The sequence below is a fragment of the Acetobacterium sp. K1/6 genome (assembly GCF_034438075.1).
Classification (GTDB): Bacteria; Bacillota; Clostridia; order Eubacteriales; family Eubacteriaceae; genus Acetobacterium; species Acetobacterium carbinolicum.
The window spans coordinates 368,741-390,708 of sequence record NZ_JAXQGA010000001.1; the positions used below are offsets into that span (position 1 = coordinate 368,741).

A 21,968-nucleotide genomic window follows, 5' to 3' on the forward strand; every position below is an offset into this window, starting at 1 on the left:
GTATTTAAATAAATTTCTAATCAAAATTTAACTAAATTAAAAAACTGTGACATCCGTATTTTTTTGTCGAGAGGATACGGATGTCATCATTTTATGGGTATACTAATTAGTAATTATTAAAAAAAACAGGAGGTATCCTATGGATGCGATCATAAATCTGGCAAACAATAGTATCGAATTCTTTAAAACCGTTGTCGAATTTGCCCCTAAGTTTATTCCCGGCGTTATATTAACGCTGGAACTGGCGTTTTTCTCCATCATACTGGGGATGGTCATCGGTCTGGTGGTTGCGGTTTTAAAACTGACCAAATATAAGTGGTTAAAAAAAATAATGGACGTCTATATCACCGTTGTTCGGGGAACGCCCCTTTTACTCCAATTGTACTTTATTTTTTATGGGCTCCCCAGTATGGGAATCATGATTGACAGTTTCCCCTCTGCGGTTATTGCTCTGGCCCTGCATAACGGTGCCTATATCAGTGAAATTTTCCGGGGTTCTATTGAATCCATCGACTATGGTCAGCGGGAAGCTGCCCGGTCTCTGGGAATGACCAAATGGCAAGCCATGAAACGGGTTGTGTTACCCCAGGCGTTTAAGCGATCAGTACCAGCTTTGGGCAATCAGTTTATCATTGCAGTCAAGGACTCTTCCCTGGCCAGTGTTATCACGATCACCGAAACCATGCTGCTGGCCCGTCAGTTTGGTGCCGCCACCTTTAATGTATTCCCGATTTATTTCACCGCTGGGGTGTACTACCTGATTATCACCATGGGACTAACTAAACTCCTTAGTAAAGTCGAACAAAAGTTGAAAGTAAATGAGAGGTAAACAATGAGCATGATCGAAATTAAAAACTTACATAAATATTTTGGTGAACTGGAAGTCCTGCGCGGAATCGATTTAACCGTCGACGAAAGCGAGGTCGTCTGTTTGATTGGATCGAGTGGATCGGGAAAAAGTACCCTACTGCGTTGTATCAATTTCCTGGAAGAAAAAAACGAGGGTGAAATCTACATCGACGGCGAATTGGTCACATCAAAAGATATCAATGCCATCCGTCAAAAGGTTGGGATGGTCTTTCAGCGTTTCAACCTTTTTCCCCATATGACGGTTATTCAGAACGTGATGGAAGGCCCCGTCACCGTTAAAAAAATGGATAAGAAGAAGGCGCGAGGCCTTGCAATGGACCTGCTTGAGAAGGTTAACCTGCTGGATAAGGCCGACGAATACCCAGCGATGCTTTCCGGTGGACAGCAGCAACGGGTGGCCATTGCCCGCTCCCTGGCGATGGAACCAAAGGTCATCTTATTTGACGAACCCACCTCGGCCCTGGACCCTGAGCTGGTTGGAGAGGTATTGGGCGTTATGAATGACCTTGCCAAAGAAGGCCGAACCATGATTATTGTTACCCATGAAATGGGATTTGCCAAAGAGGTAGCCGATCGCGTCATCTTTATTTCTGAAGGTCAAATTGCTGAAGAAGGTCCTCCCGAAGAAATTTTTGATCACCCCAAAAATGAACGGCTACAGAGCTTTCTGGGACAAATTTTAGCATAAATCGCTTTTTGCCAATACACCTGAGACCACTCTTTAAACTATCTTTTTTGATCTGGCTGGGATTAAGTGTTATACTGAATGTATCACAAATTTTAATCAGAAATATCAGAGGAGGAAATTAATGAAGTTACTTGTTTATGTCTTAAGCCAGCCAGACAAATTGGATTCACTGCTGGCGGCATTGGCGTCTAAACGAATATGCGGTGCAACAGTGCTGGAAAGCCGGGGCATGGCCCGACAACTCAGCCATCTTCACGACGCTGACGAAATCCCTATTCTTGGTTCACTCCGTACCTTTCTCAATCCTGATGTGACGCAAGGCAATCTTATTTTTGTCATTCTTGAAGACGAAAAAATAGACCAGGTCATTGAAGTGATTGAAGCCACGGTATCAAGCCTTGACGAAGCGGATTCGGGGATCGTGTTCACGATACCCGTCGATTTTGCGAAAGGTCTATGTTCAATTGGAAGCTAAACTCATCATTGAAATCGCCGTTATGCTTTTTGCCGGCCTCCTGCTGGGACGACTGGCCAAACAATTCAAAATGCCCAATGTCACCGGCTACTTGATTGCCGGACTTATTTTGGGACCGTCCTTCCTGAATCTCATCTCCATTGATATGGTCAATGGTTTTATGATCATCTCAGATGTTGCCTTAGGTTTTATCGCCTTTTCCATCGGTAGCCAGTTTGATCTCAACTATTTCCGGAAGGTCGGTATTGCCCCGATTGTGATTGCTACGGCTGAAGCTCTCATGGCCGTAATTCTGGTAACTCTGGTATTGATGTTATTTGGTTTTGACCCCAAGCTTTCGATCATGTTGGGGGCCATTGCGGCAGCAACCGCTCCTGCCCAAACCATTATGGTCATCAAACAATATGATGCCAAAGGCCCTCTGACTTCAATGTTGATGAGCGTTGTGGCGGCTGATGACGCCATTGCTTTGATCGCCTTTGGATTTGCTGCCACCATCGTTAATGCCATGAACGCAAGTGTCGAAACCAGTCTAATTCTTTCGATCCTCACCCCTTTTTATGAAGTTATCATTTCATTTATTCTGGGCGCCGCGGCCGGAATCCTGATGAAACTGTTTTTCCGTTTTTTCAAGAAGCCCTCCAATCAAATCTGCATTGTCATCGCTTTTATCCTGTTGACCTACTGGGTCGCTGATTTACTTCATGGTTCCCCTTTACTAGCCTGCATGGCCCTTGGTGGTGTACTTGTTAATATTTACCGGGATCAGATTGATGCGCTGCTAAAAGTCACCGATTCCTTTACACCGCCAATTTTTATGGTCTTTTTTGTCATCTCCGGGGCTGGATTTCAGATCTCGGCACTGCCTGCCATTGGGCTGATCGGCATCATCTATGTCGTTATCCGGGTTGTTGGCAAAATGGCTGGTGCCTGGTTAGGTGGCCGAGTCACCCATCAAGATAAAAACATCTGTACCTATCTGGGACCCACCCTGATGCCTCAGGCCGGGGTTGCACTCGGGTTGGTGGTAGTTGCCGCCAAGCTGGTTCCCCTCTATGCCGAACAGATTCAAGTGGTTATTTTGTGTTCCACCTTCATTTACTCGGTGGTTGGCCCTATTGCTGCCAAATACGCCCTGGTTAAAGCCGGAGAGATCACACTCCCGGAATCCAAGCCTCTAGCACCGCATAAAATTCATTCTTAAACAAATAATGGCGAGGATGCCCGGATAAAAACGGGAATCTTCGCCATTTTAGTTGCCTTTTGTTTGAAAACCTGACGATCTTATCAGAACGTAAGCCGGGACAAACAGCCCAGATCAAAAGCACCAACAACCCGACCAACGGTATCACGGACGCCAACAAGATTAACACCATTTTCCAAACACATCCGAATCCCCACAATCAGGGGATCTGCCTCCGACACCCAAAGGGACATTTCTTTGGTATTGCCATTGGAACTTTCATTAAAGGAACAAACCACCTGTTTGATTTTGACAATATTTAAATAGGATAAAAACCCTTTGTTCCCGATAAAATCATCGGCAAAATGACTTTTGCTGTGAAAAACGATGGTATCCCGGGAACCGACTTCCATAATTTCGCCCTGATTCATCACTACAATTTTGGTTCCCAGTTTAATGGCTTCCTCGATGTCGTGGGTGACAAAGACGATGGTTTTATTAAGCGTTTGATAAATCCGAATGATTTCATCCTGGAGCACCGCCCGATTAATTTGATCCACGGCGCCCAAAGGTTCGTCCATTAAAATAATTTCGGGATCTGCCGCCAGTGCCCGGGCAATACCGACTCGCTGCTTCTGGCCGCCGCTTAATTCGTTGGGGTATTTCCCCAGATAACCTTCTTCTAGCCCGACCAGATTAATTAGCTCCCGGGCCCGTTCCTTTTTTTTGGTTTCGCTGGTCTTTTGAATATCCAGAGCATAGGCAATATTTTTTTCAATGTTCAGATGAGGAAACAGCCCCACCTGCTGGATCACATAACCGATGTTTCGTTTTAGGGTAATCGGGTCCCATTCTTTGAGCTCTTTTCCTTTAATCCGGATTTCCCCGCTGTTTGGTAAAATCAAACCGTTGATCATTTTTAGCAGGGTCGTTTTACCGCAGCCGGAAGGCCCGATCAGCACCACAAACTCCCCTTGTGAAACGGTCAAACTCAAATGCCTGATAATTGGCTTCTCTGTTTCATACTGTTGACTAACATCACTAAACTCAATCATCGGGTTATAACAAGCCTTTCGCTTTCAGGAATTCGGTGGCCACATCACCGGCATCCCGGTTTTCTTTTTCCACATAATAGTTCATCTGCTGCATTTCCTCATCACTAATCTGTCCCGCCAGTTGGTTAAGAATTGCTTCGAGTTCCGGATACTTGTCCAGGGTTTCCTGACGAATGACGGTGGCTGCTTCATAGGCCGGAAAAAAGTTCTGATCGTCTTTTAACACCTTTAAGTTATATTCCGCCAATAATCCATCCGTGGAAAAATTATTGATCACATCTACCTGACCCTCACCAATGGCCTTATATTTCAGGCCGATGTCCAGTTCTTTTTTTTCTTTAAAATTAAAACCGTAGGCTTTCACTAAACCCGGATAGCCATCTTCCCGTTCGTAAAAATCATATTCCGATCCCAACACCAGGCTGGCGCTCTGGGACGCCAAATCCGAGAAGGTATTAATACCCATACTATCGGCTTTTGTTTTATCCATGGCCAATGCGTAGGTATCATTAAATCCATAACGATCCAACCAGATAAAATTATATTTCTCCTGATACTGGCTTTTGACCCCTTCGTAAAGGGCTTGCGAATCGGTAACCAGTTCATTTTTTAGCACAAACAGCCAACCAGTGCCGGTATACTCCGGGTACATATCAATTTCTCCAGATTCCATCGCTGGTTGAATATTAGCGGTTCCCCCGCCGATGCCCATTTTGTACTCGACTGTGATATCGGAGTTTGCTTCAATCAGTTGGCCCATCATTTCGGCAATGATATAGCTTTCTGCCATCGGTTTTGAAGCGATGACCACCTTCTTTTTTTCACTTTGACAACCAGCCGCTAAAAAAATCAGCACTGCAATTAATACTAAACTGATCCACTTTTTCATTTTGTCCTCCTTAATAATCTTTTTTCAATTATTCCCAATAATCCATCCGCAACAAAGGCCAGTAAGGCCACCAACAGACTACCAGCCACCGTCATTTCACCAAAATTAGTGGTAATTCCCCGCCAGATCGCCACTCCCAATCCGCCAGCTCCGATAAACGAAGCAATCCCGGCCAGCGCAATAGTCATCACTACCATGTTGCGGATGCCAGCGATGATCACTGGCAGAGCCAGGGGGAACTGGATTTTCGAAAGCAGTTGCCAGGGAGTGCTACCCATCCCCACTGCCGCCTCCAAAATCTGATCATCCACTTCGATGAGCCCCACATAGGTGTTGCGAATCACCGGTAACAGTCCATAAATCACCAGGGCAATAATCGCTGTGGTATTGCCAATGCCGGTGATCGACACAAAAAAACCAAACATCGCAATCGAGGGAATGGTGTACAAGACATTGGTCATACCAATCACGATGCTGGCAGCTTTTTTTGATTTGGAGATTAGAATGCCGGTGGTGATTCCTACCACCGTAATAATTACAATGGCAATTAAGCTCAACAAGATGTGCTGCCATAGCAGTTCGATAAAAAAGTCGCTTCGCGTTTTGAGCAATTCACCTAAATTTTTGAAAAATTCCATCGCTGTTCCCGTCTCTTTCCGATTATGTATCTGTAATTATGCTTCTTCGATATTTTTATCAACTCAGGAGTCAACGACCGTTGTCCATCCGAGCGGTTTTTCTAGACATGCTCAATGTCAGTGTGAAGGGCGACCTCGTTGCTGATGGTCATTAAATCACTAACAGCCAGCCGGTGAATATCATCCCGGCCATTGATCCGGGCAAACGCCTTTAGTTCGTTGGCGGTGCCGGTGTAAAAATTTTTAAATTGGAGCAAGGCTTTTTCTTCGTTAAAGAGGCTCCGTAATACTTCATCCTGGGTGGCGATCCCGGCCGGACATTTGCCGGTATGACAAATCCGGGACTGCAAACAGCCGATGGCAATCAGCGAGGCCGTAGCCAGAGCAATGACATCTGCCCCCAGGGCCAGCCCCTTGGCAATGTCCGAACTATCACGAAACCCACCGGTAGCACAAAGGGTCACCTCACTGTTTAACTTATCTAAAAAACGGCGAGCCCGGCGAATGGCAAAAATGGCTGGAATACCGACATTATCTTTGATAAATTTCGGGGTTGAACCGGTGGCACCACCGCGGCAATCAATGGTGACAAAATCCGGTTCGGCCATCAAAGCCATAGCCAGATCTTCTTCCAGATGACTGGTGGCAATTTTAATACCAATCGGAACACCATCGGTTATTTCCCGGATCCGGGCGACCCGCTTAACCAGATCCCGAATCTCATCTATCCCGGCCAACCGTGCGGGCGCCACCGCAGCTTCGCCTTTTTCAAGTTTTCTAATCCCGGCAATTTCCGATGTGATTTTTTCCTGGGGTAAATGGCCGCCCAGCCCGGGTTTAACCCCCTGGCCGATTTTTATTTCTACCGCATCCGCCTGTTTCATAATCGCTTCATCATAGGTAAACGCGGCGGTACCCTGTTCATAAATATAGTGTCTGGCGGCCTGGCGGGATTCCGGGAGCATGCCTCCTTCACCCGAGCACATGGCGGTATCCACCAGGGTACTGCCTTTTGCCAAAGCAACCTTGGCTTCCTTAGATATAGCACCATAGGACATATGGGAGACATAAAATGGCAGGGCCAGCGTCAATGGTTTTTTGGCATGCTTCCCGATAACCGTTGTCAGACTGACCGTCACCTCTTCATTTAAGGGCATCCGATGTAATTGGGTGCCCTTAAAAAGCAGGGTGTTAAAATCCGGAAAGGTCTTAAGGGTTCGCATCGCGGAGTTCTCACTTATGCCCGTTTCGGCCAGCTTTTTAATCGTCGCATATTTGTTATTGAACCGCTCGCCCTCTTGATCCTGATTTTTTAGTTCCCCGACCATTCCCGGATCAACAAATTTTTCGTACCAATGCTGACCACTGCAGAAGGGTTTATTTTGGGAATGACCGCATCGGCATAAACTACAATGCTCTTTAGATTCGGGCTGTTCTGACTCCGGCGTATCGCCCAGATCCAAAGAAATCCCGCCGCGTACATGGTAGGGTCCATCTTCATCTAGCTGAAGTGCTTCCACATCAGTAAAAGTATCCACCCGGACTCCGTCAATGGAATAGCTCAAGGCTCCGGAAGGACATTTTTTGATCGTTTCAATAATTAATTCTTTAACTTCGGCATCGGGATCAATCCAGGGTTCCACGCCCATCCGAAAAACTTTGGGCAACCCATCGGTACAGAAACCAGCATGAGAACAAATCCCCCGGTCATCATAAATGGAAATTTCCTGACCCACATAGGTATCCAATTGACGAGGTACCCGGTCCGGGCTTTTTTCGCCTGAAAAAGCAATTTTTCCATGGGTTCCATCACAAAATGGTTTTGTTTTTGACGCGCCACAACGACACAAAGCCACCGCCGGATCCGCCACCGTCACATTTCTGGTGGTGGATTCCTTGATCTCCGACAAACCAGTCACCACGTAGGGCCCGTCTTTTGATACCCGAATCAGCGTTTTTTTAGCCATGATATAAATCCCCTCTCATTTTACCTTATGGGTTGATTTATACCCTAAAGTTGCGGGTTCACACAGTGTTACCCCAAGATTTCAGGTTAAATTCCAAAGAAAAAAGGCCTCTACTTAGTAAAGGTCTTTTATTATTCTTCATTATTAATTAGTTGAGTTGTTAATTATTTTGCCCTATGGACATCAAAAAAAGTTCATGTTACTTTGCGCTATCTGAGGTTGCCAAAAAACAGAACGCTTGCCACGTGCCAACATCACCACCTCTGATTAAATAAAGGCGCGTATTCCACACCTAAACGAATCGCTTCAATCAGACTCACCGGACTGGCGATTCCCTTCCCGGCAATATCCAGCGCCGTCCCATGATCTACCGAGGTTCTTAGGAATGGCATGCCAAGTGTAATGGAAATCGTCTTTTCGAAATCGACCATTTTAGTAGCGATATGGCCCTGATCGTGATAAAGCGATAAGACCGCATCGTATTTGCCACTTAAAGCCAAGTAAAAGACACTGTCAGCTCCAATCGGTCCATCAACATTGATGCCTCTATTTCGGGCCTCTACTACCGCTGGCATCACCCCTTCCACCTCTTCCCAGCCAAATAGCCCGTGCTCGCCACTGTGAGGATTAAGACCTGCAACAGCTATCCGGGGATTTTTCACTCCCAAAGTTTTTAGCGCTGCCACACTCTGATCAATAAAGGCCTCAATATTTTCCCTAGTTACCAGTTTACAAGCCTGCTGTAACGAAACATGACGGCTGAGAAAAAATACCCTAAGGTTATGCACCTGAAACATCGTCAGCGGATTTTTAGTTTGAGTTAATGCACCCACCATTTCGGTATGGCCGATATAAGGGACCTTTGCCGCCTTTAGCGATTCCTTGTTAATGGCGGTAGTTGTCAGCACGTCCGTTTTTTTATCCAGACAAAGACGGGTCGCGACCTCGATGTATTCATAGGCGGCCTTTCCCGTCATCGCCTGCACGGCTCCCATTTTTAGCTTATTTAAGTAAATATTATCCAAATCAATAAGGTTAAGGACCCCGGGTGAAAAATTTCCATCCTGGGGATCGTTAATACAATTGATTAAAAGTGTCACATCAGAAAACGCCAGGGCTTCTTTTAGCACCTTCTTATCCCCCACGATCACCAGGCGGGCCATGTTGCTAACCCGGTCATCTGCCATTGCTTTGACTGTAATTTCTGGTCCGATGCCGGCGGCATCTCCCATCGGAATTGCCAGTATTGGTTTAGTCATCTTATTCTCCTGATTAAATTATTTAATTACTAACTAAGTAAACAGTTAGTCTACTTGGTTTCTACTCGTTTTAGGCGTCCTATTTCATCTTTATAAAATAATCCTCCAGTTGATTAGTATCCATTGGACGGCTGAAATAATAACCCTGGACGTGGTCACACTGATAGGTTTTTAAGCGATCAAACTGCTCTAATTCCTCAACGCCCTCGACAATTACATCCATTTCAAGGGTGTGGGCCATTAAAATAATTGACTCCATCAGATGCTCATTCGATTTGTGTATCAGTAAATCACGAGTAAAGGCCTGGTCGATTTTTAACGTATCAATCGGCAGGTTCTTCAAATAGGCCAGCGACGAGTAGCCCGTTCCAAAATCATCTAACGACATCTTAATACCAATTGCCTTGAGTCGATCAAATATCTTAATCGCCACTTCAAACGAATTGATAAACAAATTTTCAGTAATCTCCAGCTCCAAAAGATTCGGGGACAAACCGCTGCGCTTTAATGTCTCTTCGACCATCGCCGGAAATTGCTCATTACTGATTTGAACCGGAGAAATGTTAACAGAGATAATCATATTTGATCCCGTCACTCTGTTTAAATCCATCATTTTCTTACAGGCCGTTTCCATCACCCATGCTCCAATCGGAACGATCAGTCCCGTTGATTCAGCTATATGGATAAATTCAAACGGCGATATTTTCCCCAATTGCGGATGTTCCCAACGGATCAGGGCTTCAAATCCCCGAATTAATCCTGTTCTTACATCAATTTGAGGTTGATAATGAAGGTAGAACTCTTCATTCTTAATCGCCGAACGCAACGAGTTTTCTAAGGTCATACTTCTAATCAAATTCATTTTCATGCTGCTTTCAAAAAAAGCATATTGGGATTTACCCCGTTGCTTAGCCATATCGGCCGCAGCATGAGCATATTGAAGAAGCTCTTCCACTGTTTGCGCATCATCAGGATAGAGTGTAATTCCGACATGAAAATGCACATAAACATTATTTTCGTTTACGCTGATGCCTTGATTAAATGCCTGTCGCAGTTCTTCAATTTCAATTAGCACATCACCCGGATCTTCTAACTCCTTTATTACCCGGATAAAATTGGAGCCCGTGATTCTAGCCATAAATCCATTTGTCAACTTCATACTCAGAATCCGTTCGCCCATTATTTTGAGGAGTTGATCTCCAAACGACGGTCCATAGGTATCATTGATTCGTTTAAAGTTTTCAATATCATAACAGATTACCGCAATTTTTTTTCTATTCGTCATAATAAGCTGATTTAATTGTTCCGTCAGATAAACAGCATTGGGCAGTTGCGTTTGAGGGTCATAATAAGCCAGAGTTTTTAACGCTTCATCCCGCTCTTTGATCGATATCACCATTTCATTAAAATTCTCAGTCAGAGTGTTAAATTCATCAAAACGATTATCTTCATCAATCCGGTGATAATCCCCTGCGGCAGTTTCTCTGGTTTGCTTATTGAGTTCATAAAAAGAGTGGCTAATGTCTTTAAAAACATAGTTGGAAACAAACCTTGAAAACATGACCAATAAACAAACAAATAAAAGTACAATCCATAAGAGCGGTCTAAATGCAATCAGAATCGAATCATAGGCTTGGTAAACAAAAACATGCCAATCGCCATTTGTTACATCAGCATGACTAACCACAGTTCTTTGACCATCGTAAATGGCTGTAATGATTTGACGCTCTGGTTCCTGATGAATGGTATCAAAGTGACCTTCAATTTCGCGTTGATAAACCTTAGCCATATCTTTATTTGAGATAAAAACACCATTGCCATCGGTAACCGCCACAGTCACCTGATCACCAAAGGTCTGACTAAGATTAAGCGAAAGCAAACTGATCTCCTTTAGATTCAAATAGGCCACCAGGACTCCATCCCGATGAGGGATGGCAATTGTGATCGTCGGCTGTCCTGTTTGTTGGGAGATAAAAGTTTTTGATAGCGTCGGCTGCTGGCTGGCTTTTGTTTCAGAAAAAAAATCCTGACTGGCTCGGTTCGCGCCCTGGATATTGTTGTTTTCGGGAACAACCATAGTTACAACCCCGTTTGCGTCAAGCAGTTCAAATCCTTCGATGATATTAGCACTCTCGGTCACGGTGTTTAAATAGACCCGGATGTCCTCCTCATCCTTAAGAGCGCCGCCATCAAGTAACTCACTCAACTGTGTTAGTATCAGAAAGGACTCATTAAGAAAATCTGCCATGCGATGCGCAATGGTGGTAGCGATGAGGGTGTTTTTTTCTTGAATATCTTTGACCGCAACATTAAGAATCAATGGCGCTATTAACAACACCACTAGAATCAGGGGTATGGCAATGGAAAGCATGTTATTAACCTGGATGAAATTTTTTAGCTTTTTTATCCTTTTCATTGTCTAATCCACCTTTTTAAATTGACCATCCTGAATGATATAGTGGTACAGCGTTCGGCTGGCATCTCCGTATTGATCAATAATGATCTTATCCTGAAGCCCCTGGTGGGTTTCTTTTTTTATAATGGCCGCCTTGATGGTTTCTGGTTCCAGACTCTTTTCCGTCTCCATCGCGTCAAATAAAATCATCGCAGCTTCGTAAGCATAGATGGCGGCAAAAGTTGGCTCGGCACCGTATTTATTGCGATAGGATTCCCTAAAATTAAGGTACGCCGGGTTTTGCGAGTCCGTATCGAGTAAACTGGGAATGTAAACCCCTTCGACCGAATTACCGCCTTGTAAAATCAGATCATTATTCATGGCCCAAAGGGATAAATAAATGGGCACCTGTTTCCCAGCTTTGTAAAACTGTTGACTAAACATGGCAGAATCAAAACTTGAGCCCAAAATTAAAATGGTGTCGGGGTTCGAATTTAAAACCCGATTGGATATTTCCAGATATTCTGGGTTCGATCCGGATTGAAAGGATTCTTCATAAATAATGCGACCACCATTTTTTACCAAATCTGCGGCAATCAAATCCTTGATGGTTCCTGTGTAAGCTTTATTTTGAGATTCATAGATAACGGCAATCTGCTTTCCACCATTTTCAAGGATGTTTTCAACTAAAAATTTTGCTTCAACATCATTGGAAGAGACGACGCTGATAAAGTGATCGTCCTGATCTACCAGCTCATAAGAACTCATCGTCGGACTAATCATTAATAAATTATTCTCGTTGACAAAGGGCAGACTCAATTTAGCCATATTACTGGTCATATGACCGATGATAAATGAAACGCCCTCGTCATAAAGTTCCTGATCAACGGCAAGGGCGGTTTCTTGATTGTTCTGATCATCTTTAATCCGAACTTCTACCAGTCGGCCGTTAACCCCACCGCCAGCATTAATTTCTTCTACCGCCATCATTAAACCGTTGCGCCCGTTTACTCCCATTTCCGAGGCACTCCCCGTAAGCCCTGCCGAAAAACCAATGATCAGAGGTTGTTGATGTGAGCAGGACGAAAAAATCAGAGCCCCTATAAAAAAAACGATTAGCCATGAGTGTTTTTTATTGTTTTTCATCATAGACTCCTCCATTTTGGGATTAAATAATACCGCCACCGTCCGTAAAACAACTCATAAATGATATACCCGCATTTAAAACCTGCAAACTTACGATCATCAACAAACTGATTCGCGTCTGCTCTTGCCACTAAAATTTCCCATTCGCTTTTTTTTTCAGACTTTAATCATTAGTTTATTGTTATATGTTTAAATTCAGCGCATAAGGGTAATAATCTTAAACATAGTGGATCATTAATCCCTTGCTTAATAGTGCTGCTTTATATAAACTATATCAAAATACGATCCTGCAAACAACTTAATTCTATGTTAAACGATTAATATTCTTAAAGCTGCTTGCAAATGCTAATAAAAGGAGATATATAATGAATAAGAAAAAAGGGTTACTTGCCAAGATGTTGTTATCAATTGGACTACCAGTTGCTATTATTTTTGCTGTTGTTTCAGGCATATCGCTCTATATTGTGAACCAGGCCATCACCAGAGTTACCGTTGATGAATTATCATCCCGCTCTCAGGCGGTTTCAAACGAGATAGACAGTTACTTTACAAGCTATCTGGTAACAGCCAACCAACTATCCACCAATCCTGAGATTCGCAACTTTTTTGAACAGGTTACACCGGGAATTGGCATCACCTCAACGGCTACTTTTCCTGAGGTCAAACAGGCCCTGGATAATGTGGTTGCTACCGATCCGGAAAACATCCAGGTAGCCTGGATTGCCGATGTGGATTCCAGTCAATTTACCCAATCCGACGGTGCTTCATCTGACGGAACCTACGACATTAATACACGCCCCTGGTTTCAGGAATTAGTGACCAAAAAAGAAGTTTTTATATCGGAACCCTATTTAGATGTTGTCACCAATCAGATTATTGTGAGTGTCGTTGCCCCAGTTTTTAAGCCGGGCACCCAGGACCTTGTCGGGGCAACCTGTGTCGATGTATCAATAGATCGCATCAAAGAAATCATTGCTGAGAATAAGATCGGCGAAACTGGATTCTTTGTCGTTTCAACCAACAGTGGTATGGTCTTTGATCATCCCAACCCGGATTTTAACAACGGCCCTCTAAGCGATACTGATCTTTCCCAAAACATCATCGCCGCACTGACTAGTAAAACCGCTGGCCCGATTTCTTATTCATCTGCCGGCACTGAAAGCCAGGGCTATGTTACTGAGATCGGTGATACCGGTTGGGTTCTGGCCACCGGACTGCCCCAGGCGGAATTCAACAAATCCTTTGCCACCATTCAGACCACAATGCTGGTTATTTTCGCTTTAGGCCTTTTGGTCACCGTCGGACTCATCATCATTTCCACCCGTAGCTTTATCCGGCCGATTACCAAGCTGGGCGAAGCTGCTGACCGTCTGGCGCTGGGCTCCGTTGATATTGACTACACCATGGCTGACAATGCCAGATCTGATGAAATCGGTGAACTGACAAAATCTTTTGTCAATATGGCCGAAAATATTCGGGACCAGGCCGAAGTCGCCCAGAATATCGCCTTGGGTGATTTAAACATTGATATTTTACCCAAGTCAGAAAATGATGTCCTGGGCAATAGTATGGTTTCAATTAAGAGTGCCATTGGCGATTTAGTCGCAGACACTATCATGCTTTCTGATTCAGCCATACGGGGCGATTTCACCAAACGGGCTGAGGCCGCTAAACATGCCGGAGAGTATGGCAAGGTTATTTCTGGTGTCAATCAGACTTTAGACACCGTAGTCGACAACATGTTCTGGTATGAAGCCATTATTGACGGCATCCCCTTCCCGGTTCACGTGACCGACATGGACATGAAATGGACCTTTATGAATCGTGCCTTTGAAGATCTGATGATCAAAAACGGCGTCATTAAAGATCGGAGTTCTGCTTGCGGCATGGATTGCTACAATGCCGGCGCCAGCATTTGTCAGACTGAAGGCTGTGGCATCCGTCGACTGGTGGATCAGGGCCTGGCTGACTCATACTTTGAATGGGTTGGACGAAACAACAAGCAAGATACCGCTTATCTCAAAAATAAAAAGGGCGAAAACATTGGTTTTGTCGAAATTGTTACCGATTTAACCCCAATTATCCGAGTCAGCGATTATACCAATGCTGAAGTGACCCGCTTGGGTGATAACCTGATGCGACTGGCCCAGGGAAATCTGGACTTTGATATGAACATCAGCGAAGCAGATGAATATACCGTTGACGTCAGCGTCCAGTTCAACGAAATTAGTAACAGTTTGACCGCGGTAAAAACCTCGATTGGTGATATGATTGGTGGCGCTGCCATGATCACCAATGCCGTGATTGATGGCAATCTCCAGACCCGGGCCGATGCCAGCAAATTTAGTGGTGCCTGGGAAGAACTCGTCGGTGGAATGAATGCCATTCTCGATGAAATCAACAAGCCTCTGAGTGAGGTTCTGGTCGTGATGGATGCCATCTTAAACGGAAATCTTCAGGCCCGTATTACTGGCGACTATAAGGGTGATGTCGATGTACTAAAACAAACAGTCAACACTACCGCCACCCGTTTGAATTCGGTCGTTAGCGAAATTACTGAAAAAATCGAACAATTATCTCAGGGCAACCTGGATATTGACCATGCCCGTACCTTCCAGGGTGATTTTATCACCATCTCCAATGCCATTAATGTGATTATCGATTCCTTAAACGATGTAATGGGCGAAATTAATGTGGCTGCCGAACAGGTTGCCTCCGGCTCAGATCAGGTATCTGCTGGAAGTCAGTCGCTGGCCCAGGGTTCCACCGAGCAAGCCAGCTCGGTTCAGGAATTAACCGCCTCCATCGCAGAAATTGCTGATCAGACCAAAAACAATGCCGTGGATGCTAATAAAGCGAAAGAATTAGCTGATACGGTTAAAGGACATGCTGCCAATGGCAATGCTCAAATGGCAAACATGCAAACTTCCATGGTCTCCATTAACCAGTCATCCAATGATATTTCCAAAATTATTAAGGTGATTGACGACATTGCCTTCCAGACAAATATTCTGGCCCTCAATGCCGCAGTGGAAGCAGCCCGAGCCGGTCAACATGGTAAGGGATTTGCTGTTGTTGCTGAGGAAGTGCGTAGCCTGGCGGCCCGAAGTGCCGAAGCTGCTAAAGAGACGACTGTTTTAATTGAAGGCTCCATCGACAATGTTCAGGAAGGAACAAAAATAGCGGATGATACAGCCGCCGCTCTGGATGACATTGTCGCCGGCATCGAAAAGGTTACAACGCTGATTGGAAATATCGCCGATGCCTCCAACGAACAGGCATCTGGTATTGCTCAAATTGATACCGGCGTGGAACAGGTAGCTCATGTGATTCAACAAAATTCTGCCACGGCAGAAGAAAGCGCCGCCGCCAGCGAAGAGCTTTCCGGACAGGCCGAACTGCTTAAACAACTGGTTGATACCTTTAAACTCAGAAACAAATCAAATACTACTACGGTAGTTGCCGCCCCCCCAGCTGAAACGATAGAAAAAACGGCGCCAGAACCAAGTATTGATCTGGGTGATATGGACATGGATAAATACTAATCTTTATCCGCTTATTTAACATACAGGCGCTTATAAGCACCTGTATGTTGGCATGTACAAGCGATCTGATTCCGGTATTGAAGATTCAAATAAAGCTTTAGCCTGATACTATCAGAATATTGTCAGTCTTTTCGCTAATCTTAGTTTCCCTCTATGTCGATACCTTAACTAAGATAATAAAAAGACCAGGACAATGGCCGCTCTTAATTGTTATGAAAGATTCTATTAACCGACAAGATCTATCGATATTTTATCAAAGTATACCTCGCACCATCACTCGCAGTATTTAGAAAGGAGCATCATCATGAAACATACACAAGAAAAAGGTGAAACAACGGTCAAAATCCGTTTGTCCACCAAATTAATGGCTTTCACCACTCTGATTCTGGCCGCCGCGGTTCTCACCCTCGGACTGATTGCCATCAATTTAGGCGCAGCGGCTCTGACTAGTGAATCCAGTACCCAGGAAGAGGTCTTTGCCATCGAAGGTGCCGGCCATATTGGCGCCGTTGCTTCCGGTAATCTGGGAAAACTGGAAGAAATCGCCCTTCGGGCCCGAACGGTTACGATGGACTGGAACACCCTGGCCACCTCCATTGCCGGAGACGTGGAACGTTTAGGCTATCAGGATATCGCGGTCATGGATCTAAACGGCAACGCCAAATATATTATTGGCGGTGGTGAATTCAAATCGGAAGGTCAATTCTGGTACGAAGACGGTTTTGCCGGAAAAACATCTATCTCCGACGTAACCATCAGCGAAGTCACCAATGAGCCGATCGTCGTTGAAGTCGCCCCCATTAAGAATAATGGTCAGGTAGTCGGTCTCCTGGTGGGACGTCGAGATCCCACCTTCATGCAAGATATCACCAATGCCATGGGTGATGGTGTCAGAAAGTATGGGATGGTGATCAATGAAGATGGCGCCGTTATGGCTCATCCTAATGATCAGCTGATACTGGATCAGACCAATATTTTTGATGAAATTGATGCCAATGGCCCTTTGAAAGAATTTGCCCTGGCCATCAAAGAATTGGGCGTGGGCCAAACCGGTAGTATCGCCTATAACTATCTTGGTGAAACGAAGCTTGCCTACAATGCCCCGATTCCCGGAACCAACTGGACACTCATCGTTATCAAATTTAAAGATGACGTACTGGCCCCGATTAATAACTTGAGAAACGTCATTCTAATGACCTCCTTGTTGATTCTATTGGTCGGTGGACTGGCTACCTATATTCTGGCCCGAAGCATTTCAAAACCAATTATTTCGTTAAACCATATGATTAAAGAAATGACCCTGGGACATCTCGGTGTTCGGCTGGATGTAAAATCCAAAGACGAAGTCGGTGAAATGACCACTTCCATGAACAAACTGGCTGATGATCTCCAGAATATGGTCATTGGTACCATGGATCAGATATCTAACGGCGACGTTTCGGCAACGATTGAGGTAACTGATCCTGCTGATGAAATTTCACCAGCCCTAAAACGGACCATCGAAACCATCCGCGGGCTCATTAAGGAAGCAACCATGCTATCCCTGGCCGCCGTTCAGGGCCAATGGCAAACCCGGGGCGATGCTGACGCCTTTAACGGCGGATTTAAAGAAATTGTGGAAGGGGTCAATGCGACTCTGGATACGGTTGTTGATAAAATGGTCTGGTACGAAGCCATCATCGATGCGGTCCCCTTCCCTGTTCACGTCACCGATAATGATATGAAATGGACCTTTATGAATAAGGCCTTTGAAGACATGATGGTCAACAATAAGGTCATCACTGACCGTAAAAGCGGCTATGGAATGGATTGTTTTAATGCTGGTGCTGATATCTGCCAGACCGAAGGATGTGGAATCAGGCGACTGGTTGATAAAGGTCTGGGAGATAGCTATTTTGAATGGTATGGCCGAAATTATAAACAAGATACTGCTTACCTCAAGGATTCCAAAGGTGAAAATGCCGGTTTTGTGGAAGTAGTCACTGATTTAACGCCGATGATTCGGGTTAGCGACTATACCCAAAATGAGGTCACCCGACTGGGCCACAACCTCACGCGCTTATCCCAGGGTGATCTGGCCTTTGATATGGACATTGGCGAAGCCGATGAATACACGACTGAAGTTTCTGCCCAATTCAATGAAATTAGGGACAGTCTGCAAATGGTTCAGACATCTATCGATAACCTGATTAGCGACGCCAATATGCTGGCTCAGGCTGGCATTGATGGACAATTAAATACTCGGGCAGATAGCAACAAACACCAGGGCGATTTTGCTAAAATTGTCGACGGTGTTAATGCCACCCTGGATGCTGTGGTGGCACCGGTTCAGGAAGCCTCGACGACGCTTAATGAATTGGCCAAAGGCAACTTAAAGACGGGAATGGTCGGAAATTACAACGGCGATTATACCCTGATTAAAGATGCCATGAACCAGACCATTGCCTTCTTGAAACGCTATGTAGATGAAATTACCAATACCCTGGAAGAAATGGGCCAGGGCAATTTAAATCTCGAAATCACAGCCGAGTATCTGGGCGACTTCCATGCGATTAAATCTGCACTTAATGGAATTACCGCCACCCTCAGCGAAACCATGTCAGAAATCAATGAAGCGGCCGGTCAAGTTGAAACCGGCGCTCGCCAAATTTCCGATGGCGGACAGGCGCTCTCCCAGGGTACCACCGAGCAAGCCAGTGCCATCGAGCAGCTTAACGCCTCCATTGAAGAAGTAGCTGGCGAAACAAAGACCAATGCATTAAACGCAAATGAAGCCAACGAACGGGCTCAAGAGGTTCGCAATAATGCCGAGGTTGGCAATAATCAAATGAATAAAATGCTTTCCGCTATGGGTGAAATCAATGAGTCCTCCCATAACATATCAAAAATTATCAAAGTGATTGACGATATTGCCTTCCAGACTAATATCTTGGCCCTTAATGCCGCTGTTGAAGCGGCCCGGGCCGGCCAACATGGCAAGGGTTTTGCTGTTGTTGCCGAAGAAGTACGATCTCTAGCAGCCCGCAGCGCCGAAGCCGCCAAGGAAACCACTGGTTTGATCGAAGGCTCCATTGAGAGCGTGGATGTCGGGACCAAAATTGCCGATGAAACCTCTGAGAGTTTGAAGGAGATCTTAAGTGAAATCGAAAAGGTAACTGGTTTGGTTGGCAACATTGCCCGGGCCTCCAACGATCAGGCCACTGAAATCGCCCAGATTACCCAGGGCATTGAACAGGTCTCGACTGTTGTTCAAACGAACTCTGCTACTGCTGAAGAAAGTGCCGCTGCCAGCGAAGAACTGTCCGGTCAGGCTGAAATGCTCAAGCAGATGGTGGGTGCTTTTAAAATAAAGAAAAAAGGCTCTGTTCATCATGCTTCTCCCAAGCCCCCGGTTGAACAGCCGGTGAAGCAGGAAGCACCAACCCGGATTGTGTTGGATGATCTGGAGAGCGATAAGTACTAACAAATAAAAAAAACAGGCATCCACAACGGAGCCTGTTTTTTTTATTGCAAACTAGTTATTTGGGTCTTCGTCATCCAGCTTGATTGCTTCTGTTGACGCTTCTATCGCTGTCGTACCTTCTTCCATATTGATAACTTCATCAACGATTAAAATCTCTTCATTGCCCTGATTTCGTTCTTCTTTTAGTTTTCTATTGGTGAACAGCACATTGTAACAAATAAAGCCGACACCAACAACATACAAGAAGAGATAGACAATAAAATTAATAATTGGGATGTATCCCAAAAGGATTGCTGCTGCTGCAATAATTAGGATGGATACAAATGAGCTAAGCAGCGGTTTCATTTTATCATCAAAGAACCGCATCAATAATTTTGACAAGACCACTGCCGCTATTGGCATCGCCAAAATGGCCAGAGCGATGATCCCACAGGTCATTGCAATTCCAAATGGTGCATAAATAACAAAAGACACGATCAGTAACAATGGTGACAAGAAGAAAAAACCTGCTCCGATTCCCAATGAAGCCAGAATATGTTTTTTTGCCATAACGGTCGTATTAGCATTAAAGTCTTTGGTTAAGAAGCTAATTAAAACCCAGATCACCAGGATAAACGCCAGCTTAGTAATAATGGATAAAAGAATGGAGCCAACAGATGGTCTCCGTGCTTCATTAACCTCTTTACTTGACACCTTTTCCCAATTAACTTCAGGCACCTTGGCACCAGGGGCTACAATAGCTTTATTAGTACTGCGATTATTGATGGTTCCCGTGATACTTGCTCCGTCATTGATGGTCAGCTGATCGACATCTGTTTCTACAAAACCATTGATCGCACCATTAATTGAGACATCACCAGCACCAACCCGGAGATTTCGTCCCACCGTTCCATCGATATTCACATTGGCAGCGGCCAGAAAGACATCCCGATTAATGTCAGCAGCTTTGCCAATGATCAGATCGGATCCACCAGCAAATACATCCTGCGTTACTTTGCCATTGATAATGACCTGATTGGCGGCAGCGTAGAGATTCCCATTAATTTTGCCGTTAACGGTTACCGTATTCGCTGCTGCAAAAACATCACCGTTATACTCCCCATCAAGGGTGATGGCGTTTCCGGCAAAAAAGGTAGTGGTATCAAATACCGAATTGGCAGTGATATTTGACCCGGTGAAGGCAAATTTCGTATTGGCCACTGAAGGCCCTTCGATGTTGATATTTCCTGACGAATCATGGTAGCTGTTGTTGAGATCGCTATTGGTTGCCCCGAATGCCGAGGTGACCGTGAGAAGCAATACCATCACCATCATTAAAACCGATACACTTAATTTTTTTAACATTTTCTTTCTCCTTCATTTTTTTATTACTTAACCTAACAGAAGCGATTCTCATTTTTAAAATGATTAATCATCACACCTATTCCGACACAAACAACCGCAGAAACGATAAACGATATTACGTTGAGATTATTTTGGAGTTGTTGGGAACAACGAATGATAATGCCGGTAAAAACCGATATAAAGGGCGAATCACCCGTTTGAGCAAAGACGATAAAGCGCATCACCATCACTGAAAAAGCAATGGAAAAAATATAAAACAAGGCAAATAGATCTGAATTTTCAGCTTTTTCAATGCTAACCTGGTTGATCCGACTCATAATTTCCAGTTTTCTGCTGGTAAAAGGAATGGCTTTGCCATAATTTTTAACGGCTGTTTTATTAAATCCCAGGTTGAACATCATTTTATCAAGTTCACTCATTGTTACATCTCTCCTTTGTATAAGTTTCTAAGTTTTTTACCGGCCCGGTTCAGCCGGGAAGATAGGGTTCCCATGGGGATATTTAAAAATGCGCAGATTTTTTTATAATCCCAATCATAATAATACCGCAGGATCACCGCCGCTTTTAACGCATGCGGTAATTGATCCAGAGATTTTTGCATTTCCCCAAAATCCAGGGAATCGATGTTATCATAACTCAGGGCCTCATCAGTAAATAAGTTTTCACCATTTTCCTGATCGTCCAGATAAACCATGGTCTTATTTTTTCGTAATAGAGTAAAAGCTTCGTTATGAACGATTTTCAGAAACCAGTTTTTAAAACTGCTCTCTAGCCGATACTGCCTGATTTTAGTAAACGCTTTTAAAAAACTTTCTGCAACCACATCCTGTGCATCAAATTCGTTTTTAAGCAGAGAATAGGCATAGACATAGGCAAATCGCTCATATCGCTCGACAATGGGCTCAAAATAACCGGAATTACCGGTTACTAAATACTTTTTAATCAGCGCATCATCAGCTTCCCCTTCTTTTTTTCCCTTCAATAATTATCACCTCAATTTTTTCTGCCTATCTATATAACGGATGAATCCCGCGTTTTCTTCCCAAAAATA

16 protein-coding genes are annotated in these 21,968 nt (G+C 44.5%); 6 read left to right on the forward strand and 10 right to left on the reverse strand.

Going from position 1 to position 21,968, the window contains the following annotated elements:
• Nucleotides 1–139 precede the first annotated feature (139 nt).
• The 4 genes from U2P91_RS01700 (at nt 140) to U2P91_RS01715 (ending at nt 3,237) form a co-directional block, all read left to right on the forward strand.
• On the forward strand, nt 140–829 hold the full coding sequence (locus U2P91_RS01700) for an amino acid ABC transporter permease (RefSeq protein ID WP_111887452.1): 690 nt from the start codon (nt 140–142) through the stop codon (nt 827–829).
• Nucleotides 830–838: 9 nt separating this feature from the next.
• On the forward strand, nt 839–1,558 hold the full coding sequence (locus U2P91_RS01705) for an amino acid ABC transporter ATP-binding protein (RefSeq protein ID WP_322518941.1): 720 nt from the start codon (nt 839–841) through the stop codon (nt 1,556–1,558).
• Nucleotides 1,559–1,679: 121 nt separating this feature from the next.
• Entirely contained in the window at nt 1,680–2,033 is a 354-nt protein-coding gene (locus U2P91_RS01710; protein WP_322518913.1) for a P-II family nitrogen regulator, read from the forward strand.
• A complete protein-coding gene (locus tag U2P91_RS01715; RefSeq protein WP_322518914.1) occupies nt 2,023–3,237 on the forward strand; it encodes a cation:proton antiporter in 1,215 nt (404 codons plus the stop codon). The genes U2P91_RS01710 and U2P91_RS01715 overlap by 11 nt, the downstream gene beginning before the upstream one ends.
• A gap of 83 nt (nt 3,238–3,320) precedes the next feature.
• On the opposite strand, the gene U2P91_RS01720 is transcribed toward U2P91_RS01715, so the two are convergent.
• The 7 genes from U2P91_RS01720 to U2P91_RS01750 all read right to left on the reverse strand — a co-directional run bounded on the left by U2P91_RS01720 (nt 3,321) and on the right by U2P91_RS01750 (nt 12,568).
• A complete protein-coding gene (locus U2P91_RS01720; protein ID WP_322518915.1) occupies nt 3,321–4,271 on the reverse strand; it encodes an ABC transporter ATP-binding protein in 951 nt (316 codons plus the stop codon).
• Nucleotides 4,272–4,275: 4 nt separating this feature from the next.
• Entirely contained in the window at nt 4,276–5,160 is an 885-nt protein-coding gene (locus tag U2P91_RS01725; RefSeq protein WP_322518916.1) for a glycine betaine ABC transporter substrate-binding protein, read from the reverse strand.
• Entirely contained in the window at nt 5,157–5,798 is a 642-nt protein-coding gene (locus U2P91_RS01730) for an ABC transporter permease (RefSeq protein ID WP_242988617.1), read from the reverse strand. The genes U2P91_RS01725 and U2P91_RS01730 overlap by 4 nt, the downstream gene beginning before the upstream one ends.
• A gap of 101 nt (nt 5,799–5,899) precedes the next feature.
• Entirely contained in the window at nt 5,900–7,765 is a 1,866-nt protein-coding gene (locus U2P91_RS01735; RefSeq protein WP_322518917.1) for a glutamate synthase-related protein, read from the reverse strand.
• Between the two features lie 254 nt (nt 7,766–8,019).
• Complete coding sequence (gene pdxA, locus U2P91_RS01740) at nt 8,020–9,024, reverse strand: 4-hydroxythreonine-4-phosphate dehydrogenase PdxA (RefSeq protein ID WP_322518918.1); 1,005 nt, start codon at nt 9,022–9,024, stop codon at nt 8,020–8,022.
• A 79-nt stretch (nt 9,025–9,103) separates the two neighbouring features.
• Nucleotides 9,104–11,440 (reverse strand): EAL domain-containing protein, encoded by a 2,337-nt coding sequence (locus U2P91_RS01745; RefSeq protein ID WP_322518919.1) that lies wholly within the window; start codon nt 11,438–11,440, stop codon nt 9,104–9,106.
• Between the two features lie 3 nt (nt 11,441–11,443).
• A complete protein-coding gene (locus U2P91_RS01750; RefSeq protein WP_322518920.1) occupies nt 11,444–12,568 on the reverse strand; it encodes an ABC transporter substrate-binding protein in 1,125 nt (374 codons plus the stop codon).
• Nucleotides 12,569–12,930: 362 nt separating this feature from the next.
• Here U2P91_RS01750 and U2P91_RS01755 point away from each other — a divergent pair, with 362 nt between their 5' ends.
• Both U2P91_RS01755 and U2P91_RS01760 read left to right on the forward strand, forming a co-directional pair.
• Nucleotides 12,931–16,110 carry a methyl-accepting chemotaxis protein gene (locus U2P91_RS01755; protein WP_322518921.1) on the forward strand — a complete coding sequence of 1,060 codons (3,180 nt, stop codon included), beginning with the start codon at nt 12,931–12,933 and terminating at the stop codon, nt 16,108–16,110.
• Nucleotides 16,111–16,414: 304 nt separating this feature from the next.
• On the forward strand, nt 16,415–19,573 hold the full coding sequence (locus U2P91_RS01760) for a methyl-accepting chemotaxis protein (protein ID WP_322518922.1): 3,159 nt from the start codon (nt 16,415–16,417) through the stop codon (nt 19,571–19,573).
• Nucleotides 19,574–19,624: 51 nt separating this feature from the next.
• Here the strand turns inward: U2P91_RS01760 and U2P91_RS01765 are convergent, their stop codons facing one another.
• The 3 genes from U2P91_RS01765 to U2P91_RS01775 are packed head-to-tail and all read right to left on the reverse strand — an operon-like array spanning nt 19,625 to nt 21,899.
• Entirely contained in the window at nt 19,625–20,917 is a 1,293-nt protein-coding gene (locus tag U2P91_RS01765) for a polymer-forming cytoskeletal protein (RefSeq protein WP_322518923.1), read from the reverse strand.
• 32 nt (nt 20,918–20,949) lie between these two features.
• Nucleotides 20,950–21,336, reverse strand: a complete 387-nt coding sequence (locus U2P91_RS01770) for a hypothetical protein (protein WP_322518924.1) — start codon at nt 21,334–21,336, stop codon at nt 20,950–20,952.
• A gap of 2 nt (nt 21,337–21,338) precedes the next feature.
• Nucleotides 21,339–21,899, reverse strand: a complete 561-nt coding sequence (locus U2P91_RS01775) for an RNA polymerase sigma factor (protein ID WP_322518925.1) — start codon at nt 21,897–21,899, stop codon at nt 21,339–21,341.
• Nucleotides 21,900–21,968 lie beyond the last annotated feature (69 nt).